Origin of the sequence: Alicyclobacillus fructus, assembly GCF_017329605.1 — a bacterium.
In the GTDB taxonomy this organism is placed as follows: domain Bacteria; phylum Bacillota; class Bacilli; order Alicyclobacillales; family Alicyclobacillaceae; genus Alicyclobacillus; species Alicyclobacillus fructus.
Genome location: NZ_JAFMTY010000026.1, coordinates 36,490 through 49,620, shown reverse-complemented (window position 1 = coordinate 49,620; position 13,131 = coordinate 36,490). Strand labels below are relative to the sequence as shown.

At 56.2% G+C, this 13,131-nt stretch carries 11 protein-coding genes, 6 tRNA genes and 2 pseudogenes; 15 read left to right on the top strand and 4 right to left on the bottom strand.

From position 1 onward, the window contains the following. Window positions 1–100: 100 nt before the first annotated feature. From J3481_RS12675 to J3481_RS12665, 4 genes and pseudogenes are all read left to right on the top strand, one after another. A pseudogene (locus J3481_RS12675) lies at window positions 101–1,537 on the top strand (IS1634 family transposase); the annotation flags it as partial. Between the two features lie 309 nt (window positions 1,538–1,846). Beyond that, the gene (locus J3481_RS12670) at window positions 1,847–2,065 is read left to right on the top strand and encodes a hypothetical protein (RefSeq protein ID WP_206832527.1); all 219 of its coding nucleotides are present in this window, start codon (window positions 1,847–1,849) and stop codon (window positions 2,063–2,065) included. 73 nt (window positions 2,066–2,138) lie between these two features. Further along, window positions 2,139–2,588: a DUF6011 domain-containing protein gene (locus J3481_RS14725; RefSeq protein ID WP_236011649.1), complete on the top strand. Its 450-nt coding sequence runs from the start codon at window positions 2,139–2,141 to the stop codon at window positions 2,586–2,588. 356 nt (window positions 2,589–2,944) lie between these two features. Continuing rightward, window positions 2,945–3,544, top strand: coding sequence for a general stress protein (locus J3481_RS12665; protein WP_206832526.1), 600 nt, complete (start codon window positions 2,945–2,947; stop codon window positions 3,542–3,544). A 121-nt stretch (window positions 3,545–3,665) separates the two neighbouring features. Here J3481_RS12665 and J3481_RS12660 read toward each other — a convergent pair whose 3' ends face one another. Next, on the bottom strand, window positions 3,666–4,562 hold the full coding sequence (locus tag J3481_RS12660) for an alpha/beta hydrolase (protein ID WP_206832525.1): 897 nt from the start codon (window positions 4,560–4,562) through the stop codon (window positions 3,666–3,668). A gap of 102 nt (window positions 4,563–4,664) precedes the next feature. After that, window positions 4,665–5,957, bottom strand: coding sequence for a glycosyltransferase family 39 protein (locus J3481_RS12655; protein WP_206832524.1), 1,293 nt, complete (start codon window positions 5,955–5,957; stop codon window positions 4,665–4,667). An 87-nt stretch (window positions 5,958–6,044) separates the two neighbouring features. Between J3481_RS12655 and J3481_RS15000 the strand changes: the two are divergent. Together J3481_RS15000 and J3481_RS12645 are read left to right on the top strand one after the other, a co-directional pair. Further along, a pseudogene (locus tag J3481_RS15000) lies at window positions 6,045–6,165 on the top strand (aldehyde dehydrogenase family protein); the annotation flags it as partial. 153 nt (window positions 6,166–6,318) lie between these two features. Next, window positions 6,319–6,510 (top strand): H-type small acid-soluble spore protein, encoded by a 192-nt coding sequence (locus J3481_RS12645; protein ID WP_206832523.1) that lies wholly within the window; start codon window positions 6,319–6,321, stop codon window positions 6,508–6,510. A 54-nt stretch (window positions 6,511–6,564) separates the two neighbouring features. Here J3481_RS12645 and J3481_RS12640 read toward each other — a convergent pair whose 3' ends face one another. Beyond that, window positions 6,565–7,647, bottom strand: a complete 1,083-nt coding sequence (locus tag J3481_RS12640; RefSeq protein ID WP_206832522.1) for an NAD(P)H-dependent flavin oxidoreductase — start codon at window positions 7,645–7,647, stop codon at window positions 6,565–6,567. 310 nt (window positions 7,648–7,957) lie between these two features. Between J3481_RS12640 and gnd the strand changes: the two genes are divergently transcribed. The 7 genes from gnd to J3481_RS12605 all read left to right on the top strand — a co-directional run bounded on the left by gnd (window position 7,958) and on the right by J3481_RS12605 (window position 10,099). After that, window positions 7,958–9,391: a decarboxylating NADP(+)-dependent phosphogluconate dehydrogenase gene (gene gnd, locus J3481_RS12635; protein ID WP_206832521.1), complete on the top strand. Its 1,434-nt coding sequence runs from the start codon at window positions 7,958–7,960 to the stop codon at window positions 9,389–9,391. A gap of 151 nt (window positions 9,392–9,542) precedes the next feature. Next, window positions 9,543–9,619, top strand: a tRNA-Arg gene (locus tag J3481_RS12630). A gap of 7 nt (window positions 9,620–9,626) precedes the next feature. Further along, window positions 9,627–9,709: transfer RNA gene (locus tag J3481_RS12625), tRNA-Leu, on the top strand. 22 nt (window positions 9,710–9,731) lie between these two features. Further along, window positions 9,732–9,807, top strand: a tRNA-Ala gene (locus tag J3481_RS12620). Window positions 9,808–9,810: 3 nt separating this feature from the next. Continuing rightward, window positions 9,811–9,885, top strand: a tRNA-Asn gene (locus tag J3481_RS12615). A gap of 55 nt (window positions 9,886–9,940) precedes the next feature. Then, window positions 9,941–10,015 (top strand) — tRNA-Val (locus J3481_RS12610). Between the two features lie 7 nt (window positions 10,016–10,022). Beyond that, window positions 10,023–10,099: transfer RNA gene (locus J3481_RS12605), tRNA-Ile, on the top strand. A gap of 333 nt (window positions 10,100–10,432) precedes the next feature. On the opposite strand, the gene J3481_RS12600 is transcribed toward J3481_RS12605, so the two are convergent. Continuing rightward, entirely contained in the window at window positions 10,433–11,761 is a 1,329-nt protein-coding gene (locus tag J3481_RS12600; RefSeq protein ID WP_206832520.1) for a purine/pyrimidine permease, read from the bottom strand. 257 nt (window positions 11,762–12,018) lie between these two features. On the opposite strand from J3481_RS12600, the gene J3481_RS12595 reads away from it, so the two are divergent. Both J3481_RS12595 and J3481_RS12590 read left to right on the top strand, forming a co-directional pair. Continuing rightward, window positions 12,019–12,579, top strand: coding sequence for a TetR/AcrR family transcriptional regulator (locus J3481_RS12595; protein ID WP_206832519.1), 561 nt, complete (start codon window positions 12,019–12,021; stop codon window positions 12,577–12,579). Window positions 12,580–12,680: 101 nt separating this feature from the next. Then, entirely contained in the window at window positions 12,681–13,085 is a 405-nt protein-coding gene (locus J3481_RS12590; RefSeq protein WP_206832518.1) for a hypothetical protein, read from the top strand. Window positions 13,086–13,131: the final 46 nt, after the last annotated feature.

Here is a 13,131-nt window from a genome sequence, read left to right as displayed (position 1 = left end):
AACGTACCTTGACAGCCTCACAAAGTGACCTGGGCCGAGGCGGATGACGAGGTCCGAGAATTGCTTACATGGAGTTTACACAGTTCTCTTGACACACCCAGACGATCTCCATGATGACGCTTTGGCCCGGGCTCTGGATGCCTTGTACGACGCAGGTCTCGAGGCATTATACGCGCGTATCGCCCTCCACACGCTACGCAGACTCCGGGTGCTCAGCGATTCCAACGAACTCATCCCCATCCATGCGGATACCACGTCGCTCTCTATGACAGGCGAGTACCTGGACCAAACAGCGTTTCGGATTGACCGGGGATTCTCCAAGGACCACCGGCCTGATCTCAAGCAAATTGTGTTTGGACTTTGCACCGTCCATGGTCTGGGGCTATGCGCGAACGTCAACCCTGGGAACTTGGACGATCACACATGGAATTTCGAGAACATCCAGCAACTCCTGAGCCAGCTCGATGAGGAGACGCGAAAGAGAAGCGTCTACGTCGCGGACGCGGCGTTGGTGACGAAGGACAACCTTGAGCTTTTGGCGGAGGAAGACATCCATTTCATCTCACGACTGCCGGGGACGTATAAGCTATCCGAGGACCTGAAGAGAGCGGCATGGGAGAAAGAAAACAGCTGGAAAGAAGTCGGTCGGCTCGCTGAGGCGGAAGACAGCGCCCATTACAGGATCCAGGCCTTCCGTCGCACGCTGTACGGGCGAACGTATCGATTCGTGGTGGTGCGCTCCTCCAGCCTGGATACCCGGAAGGAGCGCAAGCTCGAAGAGGTGCTCAAGCGTGAGAAGGCTGCGCTCGAGAAAGCGGCCAAGGCGATGAGCCAAAACGTCTACAGTTGTGAACAAGATGCGCAGATGGCCATGCAGACCTTCATGCACGAACACCGTGCCACTTTGCATCCCATCTCCGCCCGCATATGTGCCGAGCAGGTGCAGGCAAAACGCGCGCGTCGCGGTCGCCCGCGCAAAGATGACCCGCCACCGCCGGTGCATACACAGTACCGTGTGGAAGTGGCGATCTTACCGCCTTCTGAGGAGCGGGTTCAGCAGTGGCGAGAGAAGGAAGCGACGTTTGTGCTCATCACCGACATCCGCGATGATCAGCGTGTGTCAGATGAACAGATCCTCCGCCTGTATAAGGAACAACACGAGGTGGAGGCGCGTTTTCGGTATCTGAAAAGCCCGTATCACGTGGGTCCCATCTACCTGCATAAGCCGACACGGGTGAAAGCGTTCGGTTTCGTCATGCTGTTATCCCTGCTCTTGTATAGCGTATTGGAATATCTCATCCGAGAGAAGATGAAGCGGGAAACGGAACCGCTCATGCTGCCAGGCAAACGAAAGAGTTTTCGTCCAACAGGGTTGGCCATCCTCGAGATGCTGGATGGAATGACGACCGTGCACATGCAGGTCGGCGACACGTGGCAGCGAGTACCTGCAACGCCTCATAATCCTCAGATCATGAGGGTTCTTAAGCTGCTGAACATGGACCTGAGCATCTACACGGAAGCGCAAAAAACGGCTTGATCAACGTTTGGGTCCGTGTGCACAGGGTTTCCAAAACTGAACATTTCTCAAAAAGATCGCGCTTTCGATAGCCCACACCCTTCCAGTCCCACAGTCGTCGGACGCTCAGATGGCTACCTCGCTCGAGTTTCCAGCTAAGTTTCTGTCGCGCGGCGCGAAATGTGGGATCCAACGAAGTGCTGAGCACTTTAGCGGATCTGAGGAGCAATGGAAGGTTGTTCGCAATATTTACGGAGATCTTGGAGGAGCAATTATTTCTACTGTGAACACTCTTTCTTCTTCGGACGAAAAAAGAAAGGAGGGGTAATAGTGAATAAAGCGGCAAAACAACTTGAAGTAATGTATAAAGCAGGTGTTGCCATTGTGTGCACAGCACTGCTATTTTGGATCCTTGATTCTGTTCCGTGGATCGAACAACATGCAAGATGGTACCTAGCGGGATTGGCTTGTGCTTCTATGGCCGTCTGTGCGGTGATCGTAAGTATTGCATGTGTGCGGTTTGTTATTTTCTACAGGAAACGTATGTGAATAGTCTGATCGCGCGCTCGCCCTCCATTCCCCTTCCAAGAGAGATTCCAATCTCACTGGGAGGGGATTTCTCATGCTCAGGTGTGTACGTTGCGGTCGCCCACTCCGTTCACCATCCAGTATTCGTCACGGCGCAGGGCCTGCGTGCGCGAAGCTGTTATTGCGACAAATCGGTGTGGAAGGGCGGATGTCCCGAGGCTGGTCTGCGTCATCGGACGAGCGGGTGCGGAGTCTGTTGACCACGGAAGGTCAAGTTGGCGCTGCTGAGTCGTCCCACAGGCAAACGTCATCGAATTCCGCGCGTGTTACCTCTGGTGCTAGGTTAAAACAGTGGACACAGCGAATCGAGAATGTAAGAATAAGTCGATTCGAAGTGAGCCACGTGACCCAAAAGTACGACAACGACTTTAAACTCCATGCTGTTCAACTCGCTTTGAAAGGCCACAAGCCAGCAAGCGAGATCGCACGTGATCTTCGGGATATCCGTGAAGACTTTGTATGGGTGGATGGCGAAGTATCGTGAAGATCCTGAGACCCATTCGTCGGAAGTGGGAACCTGAGACCGGAAACGAAAGCGATGCGAGATCTGGAGCGAGAAAATCGCCAATTGCGAGAGGAGAATGAGATCCTAAAAAAAGCCATGCGCATCTTCACCAACGACCGGAAGTAGTGTATGCCTGGATCGCCGCGCAAGGGCTCGTGATTCTGCAAAAGGCTCGAGAATCCGCTCAAGAATCCGCAGTTGACACGTGAACCCATGACGCAGTGAGGTTCCCTACGATACCTTGACACGCACCACGCATTCGTTGCAGTTGCCCAATTGCATTTCCACTGATACAGTGAGAACGTCCGGACCTGCGCCGAAAGAGGAGTGTACAAATGGAACATTTAACCAACCTCTCTCCGACGGCCCAGGATCACGAGCTCCATGATCGGCATTCCGATCACGTCGCGGCCACCTACGCCGAGTACGCGGATGCCGAGCGGGCCGTGCAGATGCTCTTAGAACGTGGAATTCCAGCAGAACATATTTCGCTCGTGGGTAAGAATTTCTCGATTGAGGACCGGCCGCTTGGTTTCACGACGATTCGCGGCGTCGCGAAGGAAGGCAGCAAGTTCGGAGCCCTGTGGGGCGGTATCCTGGGGCTGCTTTTGGGCTTCACGGTCTTTTTCGCACCCGTGACAGGACCGCTCTTGCTCTTTGGACCCATCGCGTACGCCTTGACGTCCGCCGTCGAAGGAGCCTTGTTCGGCGGAATCGCAGGTCTTCTGGTGGGATGGGGCCTGAAGCACGAGAAGGCTGTACAGTTTGAGCGCTCGGTTCGCGAGGGTGAGTATCTGGTCATGGTCAGTGGACCCGGTGACCTTGTGACAAAGGCGTACTACGCCCTGCAACAGACGAATCCCTCTCAAATCGAAATGTTCGACAATTCGAATTCGAAAAGGGAATCAAACGAAGGCGGCAAGCTATCCGACTGAACAACAACATCATCTAACTTTGTGGAATGCGCAGGTTCGGAGATCTGATAAGTCGAATTTGGCTGCGTTTGCGACCTCGGCATCTGGGTGTTGATTCGAGATGCCGAGGTCGCCGTCGTATTCAGCGCGGGATGCGTCGCTGAATGAAGGTGCCAATCTCGCGGAGGGCCTCATCCGCTTCAGGGATTGGGAAACTGTGAAAGACGTGCCACATGTCTTCCCAAATGTGTAACTGCGCCTCTCCTCCTGCTTCGCGAATTTTGTCGTACAGCCGGACGGAGTCGTCGAGCAGGCATTCATCGCGCCCGACGTGGATGAGGACAGGTGGCAGTCCGGCGAGATCGGCATAAAGAGGAGATACGAGCGGGTGGGTTAATTGATCCGGGCTGCAGTACAAGAGGGGGGCTTTGCGGATGCCTTCGGGTTCAAGCCACGGATCGTAGGGCGCTCGTGACTCCATCGACGGGCCTGTCCCTGCCAGATCGGTCCAAGGGGAGAGAAGCGCAGCGCAGGCCGGCAACGATGTACCTTCGTCGCGAAGAGAGATAAGCGTAGCCATGGTGAGGCCGCCTCCGGCAGAGTCTCCCGCGATGGCGATACGATTTGGTTCGATGCCCTGCGCGAGGAGCGATTTGTACGCCTTCACGGCGTCCTCGACGGCTGCTGGAAACCTATGTTCAGGGGCAAGCCTGTATTCGACAAGTGCGATGCGCGCTTCAGATGCCTCGGCCAAGCGCCATGCCAAGCTTCGGTGGGATTCGCAGCTACCCATGTAGTACGCACCGCCGTGGAGGTAGAGAATCACGCGTTCGGTCGGGGCACCGGCAATCGAGATCCACTCGCCGGGCACGCCGTCGAACGAGGTTCGCTCCACCAGGACGTGATCGGGCTTTGGAATGGTCTGGCCCATCTGATCCAGACCCGAGCGCTGCGCCTCGAGGCTTTGTTCGGCTGGATTCTGGGATGCGCGAAGTTGTTGCAACATCGATCGGACGGAGAGAGCCTGTGGACTGGGCATCCGCGTTCCTCCTTGTAAGCGATATCATTTTTAATAGCTACCATATCACATCGCTCAACGTTTGGCGATCTCGTCCTTCTGCGCGGGCGACGAGGCAGGTCGTCACCCGCTTGCGCCGAATCCCCGCTTCCATCGCTGCCATAACCACATGCAGGCCGGTCCTGCAAACACCGCGAACAGAGGCATAATGGGATAACGGAACCGGTCCCACGCCGGAAAGAAGAAAAAGAAGCAGGTGTAGTACGCGATGAATGTGAGGAGAAGCGCGGCTTTTCGCCGCGATCTGCGCTCTTTCGCGAAGACGAAGACATAGAGGATGCCTAGCAGGCTCAGGGCCATGAGAATCCAGTACGCCGTCGTTGTGACGGCGTCGATCACGTGGAGAACAGAATGCCATTTCACGGAAAGGCGGAAGGTGTACCAATTCGCGTTGACATCGTCCTTGTATAAGTCGAAAAGCTTCATCCATCCGTTCAAAAACGTCTTCCAAGGGTGATGAAGCATATATTGCTCCGCGAGATGTTCTCCAAGCTCATTCTTCACCACCTCGTTATTCACGCGAACCAGCGGATTGATATAAGGGTTGTAGGACCACCAGTAACCCCCGTTGACGTGTACGCCTTGCCACAAATTTGTTCCGCCATTCGTGGACACGAGCACGAAGTGGCGCATCGCGACGAGATTTCGAACGGTGACCGGTAGGATGCCGACGAACATGAACATGCCAACCGAAATGGAGCGGATGAGGGCTTGCGCCACGCGCGACCAAGACAGGAAGTGAGAGCTCCCGCTTGTCTCGCCAAGCCACCACTCGTAAGCGAACAAAAATACGGGAAAGGCGAGAGGAATCGGCCGCACATCACATGCGAGCCCTAGGATCAAGCCGGAAAGAGTCAGCCAAAGAAGGCCCTTCGAACGGCTCTTGTAGCGAAGGTATAGGGCGAAGAAGACCAGGACGAGCAATGTGAACAATTCTTCGGAACCAAGCACGCTATTCCACACGATTTGGCTCGGAAGCAGAGTATAGGCCAGGGCCGAACAAGCGGCGGGTCGCCAATCGTCGAACAACTTTCGGGTCAAGAGGTAGATCAGACACACGATGCCCGTCGACAAAAGCGCGTTGACCGCGAGTCCAACGCCGACCGAAGGCCCTGTGACACGATAGATGAGAGACAGGAACAACGGCCATCCGATCGGCCAGTACGCCGTCGGATGGCCCATCCAATGATAGCCCTGATTGTGGGCCAGTTCGACGGCGCGATCGTAGTACCATGCGAAGTCCGCTTGCTGCTCGGGATGCATGAACGATATCCAGGCGAATCGGATGACCAGATTGGCACCAAGAAGCACTGCCAAAACGCGGCGATCTCGTCGCCAATTCGGACGAACAACCATCTGAGCTGCTCCTTTCCAAGCTGTCCCTTATGCTAGCGCAAATCGAGGAAAGTTTCGAGTGAGTACGCGCACCGCATGACAGCGGAGGTCGCTCAGGCGGTTTCGGCGGGAGTTTTGCGGGGAATTCATCCGTCGGGGGCAGATCTGCATCGCGATCAACCGCATCATGGTCCACCGTAAGGTGTACAACGAATTCGTGGAGAAGTTTTAAGCTCATGATGCGGTCGGGGGTACCCGCGGCTTGGCTTGGCGATCACGGATGCGAAGCCAAGCGCGCATCGACAACCGGTTCCAGAATCAGGCGCGTATGCCGGCGGCGAGATGGGAAAGAATCAAAGCCGACTTGAAGGAGGTGTGCGATATGGATCTGGAGCGGGCCAAGGAAATCGCGTCCTCACCGGTGATGGCACACGTCACCCACAGCGGTCATCAGGTGTACATCCAGTCGGTGGACGAGCGATCGCAAAAGGCCAAGGTCTATCACCTGAAAAACCCGGACTATCGATATGAGGTCGATGTGCAGGAGTTGACCGAGCACCGCGGCGTCCATTGACGTTTTCTGCGCGGAGCGCTGGGTTCTCCCGGGCCCAGCGCTCTTCGTACCCCTTCAACACAAGAGGGATTTCACGCGCTCCATTTCTTCGACAAGCGTTCGCACCAAATCTCTGGCAGGCATCGGTTTGGCCATCGCATATCCCTGTCCCGCCCAGAGCGACATGTGTTCGGCGTCGCCCGTCGCTGCAGCCGCGCGGCGAATCGGTTGCGTCAACGCGTTCTGAAGCGGATATGGCGGTATGTCGAGACCACTTCGCGCCATGGCCTCTATGAAGTCGTTTCGAATGCCGCGAGCAAGCTTGCCGGAGAAGCTTCGAGTGAGGATCGTGCCGCGATCGCGCCATTCCAGGAGGGCCTTTTTGTAGGCGGGATTTGCGCCGCTCTCTGCTGCCGCCAGGAAGTAAGTGCCCATTTGTACGGCCTGAGCTCCCAACGCTAGGCACGCCACAAGGCCGCGACCATCCATGACGCCTCCCGCGGCGATGACCGGCACACGGACGCGATCGGCCACCTGGGGAACGAGTGCCATGGTTCCGATGAGACGGGTCTCGTCCATGGCCAGGAACGTGCCCCGATGTCCGCCGGCCTCATACCCCTGTGCGACGACAGCGTCGCAGCCCACCTGTTCGAGCGCCGCCGCCTCATCTGGCGTCGTGGCCGTGCCCATCACGCATGCGCCGGCCGCCTTCCACTTCGCGATGATGTCGGGTTCGGGACAACCGAACGTGAAGCTGATCACGGGCACCTGTTCCTCAAGGATGACTTGCATCTGCTCCGCGAATGTCTCTGCGCTCGTGGGATGTGGATGGACGGCGTCGATTTCGGCCTTCAGCGCGTCATCACGGGCCTGCTCCCGAAGCCACGCTTTCATCGCGATCACGGCATCCCTTTCATCCGCGACTGTCTCGGGGATGAACACGTTGACGCCAAACGGCGCTTGGGTCAATACGCGTACGCGCCGGATCGCCCTGCGCGTCTCGTCCGGCGACAGATAACCCGCGCCGAGAAATCCGAGACCACCTGCGTCGCTCACCGCCGCGACGAGTTCGGGCGTGGACGGTCCGCCGGCCATGGGCGCACAAAAGATGGGGTATCGCACGCCGAGGGACTTCAGCCAGTCGCTCTTTGAGGTCATCGCATCACTTCCCTGCTTCACGAACTGGGATGTGTTCAGTGTATATCTCGCAGGGCCTTCGGGCAAAATGTGACCACAGGAGGTTGATGTGCCGCGAAGACGGACGCTGACGCGTAGTCTAGTGGTGTGTCAACAGCCTTTGCAAAAGGAGCGGCCCACGGGTTCGCTCCTTTTGTCATGTTGGCGTAGATGCGAGGCCGTTTCGCTCCAAATCTCTCGACTTTATGGACTTGTCGAATAGTTTCGCCTGTTCTATGATGGTGGCGATCCGCCTCAAGGAGAACAAACGACGAGAGAAGGAGTGGAGAGCTTGGCGCAGGCACAGGTTGGCGTGATGGGCCTGGCGGTCATGGGAAAAAACCTGGCCCTGAATATCGAAAGCAGAGGCTTTACCGTCGCGGTCTACAATCGCACGGCTTCGCGGACGCAGCAACTCGAGGATGAGGCGCAGGGCAAGCGCATTGTGCCCGCGTATTCCCTGGAGGACTTCGTGGGTCTGCTCGAGCGGCCGAGGCGCATCATTCTCATGGTGCAAGCGGGGCGTCCTGTGGACGAGGCCATCGACCAACTGGTTCCGCTGCTCGAGCCGGGAGACGTGATCGTCGACGGGGGAAACTCGTACTTCGAAGACACGCGCCGACGCCACGCGGAACTCGAGGCCAAGGGGATTCTGTTTATTGGGACAGGGATTTCGGGTGGAGAAGAAGGCGCGTTGAAAGGCCCGGCCATCATGCCGGGGGGCAGCCGGGAGGCGTATGCGTTGGTGGAGCCCATCCTGACCGCCATCGCCGCCAAGGTCGGGGAGGAGCCCTGTTGCACCTACATTGGCCCGGATGGCGCGGGACACTATGTGAAGATGGTGCACAATGGCATCGAATACGGCGACATGCAGCTCATTTGCGAAGCCTACCACCTGCTGAGCGAAGTGCTCGGGCTCTCGACGGATGAGCTTCACCGCGTGTTCGCGGAGTGGAACAAGGGCGAGCTCGACAGCTACCTGATCGAAATCACAGCCGATATTTTCTCCAAGCGGGACCCGGAGACGGGGCGGCCGATGGTTGACGTGATTCTGGACACGGCTGGCCAGAAGGGCACCGGCAAGTGGACGAGCCAAAGCGCGCTCGATCTCGGCGTACCGCTGACGATGATCACGGAGAGCGTGTTTGCCCGATTCCTCTCGGCCATGAAGGAGGAGCGCGTGGCGGCGAGCAGGCAACTTCCGGGCCCCGAGAGGCCCACGGAGTCCTTGGACCGCGAGATCTTCATCGAAGACGTGCGCCGGGCGCTCTACGCGAGCAAGATTTGCTCGTACGCGCAGGGCTTTGCGCAACTGCGCCAGGCTTCACAGGAGTACGGCTGGGATCTCGATCTCGGCGGGATCGCCATGATCTTCCGCGGTGGATGCATCATCCGAGCGCGTTTCCTGCACAACATCAAGGAAGCGTATGACCGAAACCCGGATCTGCCGAATCTGCTTCTCGATCCATATTTCCGCGAGTCCATCGCGACGTATCAGGATTCGTGGCGGCGTGTGGTGGCGACGGCCGTCACGTACGGCGTGCCCGTTCCGGCGTTCTCAAGTGCTCTAGCCTATTACGACAGTTATCGCGCGGAGCGATTGCCGGCGAATCTGCTGCAGGCCCAACGTGATTACTTCGGAGCGCACACCTTCCGGCGCATCGACCGGGACGGCGTGTTTCACTTCCACTGGTTGAGCGACGAACCGAGCCTCACGCAGGTTTGACTGCATGCCCGCGGGACACGGCGATCGGCGTGACCTGCGGGCGGCAAAAAAATTGAGCCGAGGGACTTGCATTTTCGCGAGACCCGTGGTACATTACTCAACGTCGACTTCGTCAGTGAGGCCGACAGGCAGAGACGAGCGACAAAGACGCGTGCCCGTAGCTCAGCTGGATAGAGCGTTTGACTACGAATCAAAAGGTCGGGAGTTCGAATCTCTCCGGGCACGCCACGCAATCCCCGGAGTGGCGGAATTGGCAGACGCACACGACTCAAAATCGTGCGGGAAACCGTGCCGGTTCGAGTCCGGCCTCCGGGACCAACGCTTGACGGGGAGACCATGTGGGGCTATAGCTCAGTTGGGAGAGCGCCAGAATCGCACTCTGGAGGCCAGCGGTTCGAATCCGCTTAGCTCCACCACATTCCTCGATAGCTCAGCGGTAGAGCATCCGGCTGTTAACCGGAGGGTCGTAGGTTCGAATCCTACTCGGGGAGCCATTGAACTCCCCGTCAAGCGGGGCTGTGGATACACCTTGATACCCGCAGTCGAGATGGGCGGTTAGCTCAGCGGGAGAGCACTCGCCTCACACGCGAGGGGTCGGCAGTTCGATCCTGCCACCGCCCACCATTTTTATGGGCTCATAGCTCAGTCGGCTAGAGCGCACGACTGATAATCGTGAGGTCGGTGGTTCGAGTCCACCTGGGCCCACCAAACGAGATATTGTGAACCGCCGGAATGCCTTCCATCATGAGGCGTTTCGGCGGTTTGTGATTTGTGGCGGTCATCGGCCGCGGGTCAAGCATGAAGCTGGCAGACGATGCGACTTTCGAGACCTTGCTGGCCACGGCCCGAAGCGCTTCGTAAGGAGATCCGCTGGAGACAGGGAAAATGAAAATACGAAGGCCCTTCCCCACAGACGGCAGAGCCTTCGTGAATGCGATGCGCAAGGGATGCAGTTGATGGTTACGGCGACTCGGACACACTTCTGGGTATGCCAAATGGTGTCATGAGGTTCATGCTGTAGACGTTTGCTGTTAGCAGATGTCAGGACGACTGTCCGCTCTTGTTTCTTGAACGGAAAATCACATGTTCGAAAATCAGAGAAAGGATAATACCGACGATGAGACCGTTGTCCAGGATGTAGCTTAAAACGGGTGGCAGGCCGAGCCATGCAGTCGCAGGGACGAAAAAGATACCCACGCCCGTGACCACGGAAAGCGCAATGATCACGATGTCGCGTTGATTGAGGGCCAAACGTTTGTAATTTTGGAGCCCGAACCCGAACATTTGGCCAAATACAGGAAACAAAACGGCATAGCCAACCGGAGCCGGCAGTGTAGCTACCCACTGTCCGATGACAGGAAAGAACCCAAGCAGTGCGACACCAGCCGATGCAATCACAAACGGCAGTCTCGATGCAATTCCTGTAAGTGAGACCAAGCTTGCCGAGCCGGTCAGCGGAACCATTCCTGCAGTACCAAAAATTCCAGCAAGCGCTGTCCCGATTCCGGTCACGAGCGATCCGCGATTGTACTCTCGATTTCCCGCCTTTTCCTGTGCAGCGTCGCTGAATACTTGAATGCTGGCTATCAGGTTGGATAGCAGGATGATGGCTGTAAGCACGCAAGTGATGGTGACACCCAAATGAAATTTCGGTGGACCAAACGGAAACAGGTTAGGCAGGTGAAACGCGGGTGCCTTTGTCTGGGGCGCCTCTACCAATCCGAGAGCGGCGTATAACGCCCAACCAACCACGAGACCGATGAGAACAGCGATGGACTGAATGATGCCCTTCCCTTTGAACATGAGCCACAGCGTCAGAGCAACGAGCACGATGGACAGCAGGATGATTTCTGGTGAAACGGTCGAGCGGTTGTGAAAACCAATGCCCAGAATGCCATCGATGATAGACTTGGACACCTGGAGTATGATGAGCACCAGGTATGTGCCGGATACGATCGGGGTAAACAATTTGTGGATGACTCCGAGCCACCCGAATGCCCCAAGGAGAACAAAGACAGCGGCGGCAATGAGGAGTCCAAATTCGATCTCGCGAAGCAACATGGGTAGCGATCCGCCTTCGTCTTTCGTCACCTGTATAAGTACCAGAAACACGCCCCACCACATGCCCGCGGGTCCTTCGATGATGGAGTAACGATGACCGATGAAGGCCTGCAGCAAACCGACAAATCCAGCCACAAAGAAGCCTCGTTCCATATACAGGGCAATGTCTCCTTGCGACAATCCAAAAGCTTGGCCTAGTACGATGGGGATGGTGATGACGTTCGCCAACGTGAATACGAACCACTGAATGGATGAAAGCACAAGTGTGCTGCCCTTTGGAATTTCGTCCAGGCGATACTTCAGTTGCATAGATGATGCCTCCTGCTTGAGCAAGAATATAGATTGCGTTCTCAAAACTTCGTCGTGGCTTATGTGTCACACCAGACGCATGATGTCTCATGTGTGACATAAACCCCGTATGTAGGTATAATCAAACCAGAGTTTTGGGTCAAGAAGACCAATGAAAGTGATACAAATGGCTCTTCTATGTGACACTATGAGTGACTGAGCGGTTTCGCGATTCCTGATCTGGTATCGGAGTGTCGAACATGGCTGGGGGTCGTTCTATGACAAATGGGCATCTTAGGATCGTAGAGCAGTCAAAAAAGTGGCTCGAGGAGTCATTGTTTGAGTTAATGGGTTCTAAGCCTTACGAAGAGATTACAATTAAAGACATAACGGATCGCTCTCAACTATCTCGACGCACGTTTTATCGCCATTTTAAAACAAAAGACGATCTGATTGACCACTATCTCGAGCATCTATTCTCGGGTTATGAGCAACTATTAAAACAACAACGAATGATCAGTTCTGAAGAGGTCATCTTCACTTTCTTTGACTACTGGGGCAAATACCACGCTCAGCTAAAGTTATTACTGGATAATGGGATGTTTGAACGTGTATTAGAAAAGGCGAATCAGTGGCTTCGTAACATGTATGGAACCATTCATGCACCATGGCATATTGCCGGTAGTCCAGATGAGATCACTTATGCTTCGATTTTTGGCGTAGGCGGTTTTTTTAACGTGTTATCTCATTGGGTCTCCAAGGGTTGCCCGGAGACTCCGCAGGAGATGACCGAGATTGTAAAAAAAGTCTTAGTCTCGCTGTCCGTCGGGATCGTGTGAAACCACGCGAGGCGATCACAACTCCAGCAGGACTTCTCAGCCCGCTCGCATGACGGGGGTTTCGCATAGGATGGCAATGCCAAGGTCCGAGGTGGTGAGGCGTGAGGAGCCAGAAAGCCAAGCATGACCCAGCGAAGCCAATTCACCGGACGCTTGGAATCGGAACGGCGATTTTGCTTCTCACGCGCCAGATCACGGTTGGCGGGGTGTTTATCTCACCTGGAAGTTTCTCGCTATCGCTGTCCGGCTTTTTTACAGGGTCCGGAGCTGAAGGGAGGAGCGACGCCGATCAACGGCTGCTGGACGTGATCGACTTTGTGACGGCCCTTTTGCTCATTGTCAACGAGCTACAGGTCATTGGTACGTACATCACGACTGGGCGGTTTACGATTGTTGTAAGTGGACCGTTGTTTGGCTCGGAACCCGTGGAAGGCTATACGCCGACCGCGCGGGAGTTCGCTCGCGACTTCGGCAGTTTGGTCACCAGTGTCATTCGTCCGTTTTGATGGGGGGTGCGCGGGGTGGCGCAATCAGCAGAGTCAAGGAACAAAC